Origin of the sequence: Longimicrobium sp. (assembly GCF_048594345.1) — a bacterium.
In the GTDB taxonomy this organism is placed as follows: Bacteria; Gemmatimonadota; Gemmatimonadetes; order Longimicrobiales; family Longimicrobiaceae; genus Longimicrobium.
Map to the genome: position 1 here is coordinate 1 of NZ_JBMDXM010000020.1, position 2,441 is coordinate 2,441.

The 2,441-nt window shown below is 69.3% G+C and carries 3 protein-coding genes; 1 reads left to right on the forward strand and 2 read right to left on the reverse strand.

The genetic code is table 11. From position 1 onward, the window contains the following. A partial coding sequence (locus ACOJUJ_RS01915; protein WP_420125152.1) for a phosphate acyltransferase occupies positions 1-765 on the forward strand: 765 nt, incomplete at its 5' end. 820 nt (positions 766-1,585) lie between these two features. Here ACOJUJ_RS01915 and ACOJUJ_RS01920 read toward each other — a convergent pair. Both ACOJUJ_RS01920 and ACOJUJ_RS01925 read right to left on the reverse strand, forming a co-directional pair. Then, positions 1,586-1,951, reverse strand: a complete 366-nt coding sequence (locus tag ACOJUJ_RS01920; protein WP_420125153.1) for a response regulator — start codon at positions 1,949-1,951, stop codon at positions 1,586-1,588. A gap of 51 nt (positions 1,952-2,002) precedes the next feature. Then, positions 2,003-2,434 (reverse strand): response regulator, encoded by a 432-nt coding sequence (locus ACOJUJ_RS01925; RefSeq protein WP_420125154.1) that lies wholly within the window; start codon positions 2,432-2,434, stop codon positions 2,003-2,005. Between the last annotated feature and the right edge of the window lie 7 nt (positions 2,435-2,441).

The window sequence follows — 2,441 nt, forward strand, 5'->3', positions numbered from 1 at the left end:
TACTGGCAGCACTACCACGCCATGACCGCGCGCCGCGGCGTCACCCCCGACTCGGCCAAGAACCTGCTGCGCTCGCGCCCGACGCTGATCGCCGCGATCATGGTCGACCGCGGCGAGGCCGACGCAATGATCACCGGCATCGTCGGCCGCTTCCACAAGAAGCTCGGCTATGTGCGCAGCGTGCTCGCGCTCGACCCCGGCCTGCAGAGCACCTCGGCAATGACCGGCGTGGTCAACGACCAGGGCCTGTGGTTCTTCGTCGACACCCACGTCCAGCCCGACCCGACCGCCGAGCAGATCGCCGAGAGCACCATCCAGGCCGCCTACCGCCTGAAGCTGTTCGGCATCGAGCCGAAGATCGCCCTGCTTTCGCACTCCAACTTCGGCAGCCACGACGACCCCAGCGCCCGCAAGATGCGCGAAGTGCGCGAGATCCTCGTGCGCCGCGCGCCCCGGCTCGAATTCGACGGCGAGATGATGGGCGACACCGCCTGGGACGAATCCCTGCGCCGCCGCATGCTGCCCGACACCACACTGAGCGGCCGCGCCAACCTGTTCGTGTTCCCGAACATCGACGCCGCCAACATCACCTACAACATGATCCGCGTGATGACCGGCGGCGTGGCCCTGGGGCCGATCCTGATGGGCGTCAACAAGCCCGCCCACATCCTCACCCCCTCGGCCACCCCGCGCCGCGTGATCAACATGACCGCCATCGCCGCCGTCGACGCCCAGATCCGCAAGGCCCAACAACAAGGCGCCTGACCGGCACCCGTCACCTCCCGCACCCCCGGGAGGTCGGCGCACGCACCCGCAATCAGGTCACCTCCCCCGCATCGCGGGGGAGGTCGACACGCGCAGCGTGTCGGGTGGGGGCGGGGCTTTGAGCGAAATGTCGCTTCGTCCAGCGCCACGCGAAAAGCTGCCCCCATCCCAGCCTTCCACCCGTAAAGGGCGCAATGCCCCGCAGGCGGGGGAAGGAGCTAGCGCCTCGCGCGCTGGATCATTCATCGCGCGAGCGGTTACGTCTCGGAGCAGGCGGAGACAAGCGCATCGCGCAACCAGATCACCTCCCCGCATCGCGGGGGAGGTCGACACGCGCAGCGTGTCGGGTGGGGGCGGGGCTTCCAGCGAATGCCGCTTCGCCCAATACGGCGCGTAAAGCGCCCCCATCCCAACCTTCCACCCGTAAAGGGCGCAATGCCCCGCAGGCGGGGGAAGGAGACAAGCATCCGTCACCTCCCCCGCATCGCGGGGGAGGTCGACACGCACAGCGTGTCGGGTGGGGGCAGGGCTTCCAGCGGAATGCCGCGTCGACCAGCACCGCGCGTAAAGCGCCCCCCAGCCCAACCTTCCCCCGCACGCGGGGGAAGGAGACAAGCTCTCCACGCGCGAGTCATCGAGCCTGCGCCAGGAGATAAGCGCCGCGCGTGCTGGATCATTCATCGCGCGAGCGGCCACGTCTCGGAGCAGGGCGGAGACAAGCGCATCACGCAACCAGATCACCTCCCCCGCATCGCGGGGGAGGTCGACACGCGCAGCGTGTCGGGTGGGGGCAGGGGCTTTCAGCGCAGCCCCACCGCCTTCACTCCGCCCCGTCGTCTCCCGCCGCCAACACCTGGGCCAGCGCCGCCGGCAGGCGGTCGAGTTGGTCCTTGTGGACCAACGCATCGCCCTCGGGCATCACGTCACCCGGCAGGCCGTAGGCCGAGCCGGTCATGAACACCACCGGCACCCCAGGGCGCAGCCGGCGGGTGAGCGCCAGCGCTTCGGCGCCCGAGAACCCCGGCAGGTTGACGTCCGACAGCACCACGCGCGGCGCGAAGGCCGCCAGCGCCTCCACCAGCCCCGCCTCGCTGTGGACCCGCCGCGTCTCGACCGCCAGCCCCGCATCGCGCAGGGCCAGTTCGGCGAGCTCGGCATCGTCGCGCGAATCGTCGACGATCAGCACGCGCAGGCGTCCAGCCCGCGCGCCATGGCCTTCATCGTCCCCCATGCGGGCTCACTCTTCCTCGGGCACTTCGTTGAGCACGGCCCAGAACTTGCCCAGCGTGCGCACCGCATCGAAGAACTGGTCGACATCGACCGGCTTGACCACATACGCGTTCACGCCCAGATCCCAGCTGCGCGCCAGGTCGCTTTCCTCGCGCGAGGACGACAGGATCACCACCGGCATGCGCTTGAGCGTCTCGTGGTCGCGCAGTTGCTTGAGCACTTCCAGGCCGTCCATGCGCGGCATCTTGATGTCGAGCAGCAGCACCGCCGGGTCGCCCTCGGCGCGGCTGGCGTACTTGCCGCGACGGAACAGGTAGTCCACCGCCTCGACGCCGTCCTCGACATGCACGATCGGGTTGGCGAGATTGGCCTCGCGCAGCGCATCGATCGCCATCTCGGCATCGTGCGGGCTGTCCTCGGCGAGAAGGATGGTGCGGATTTCGCTC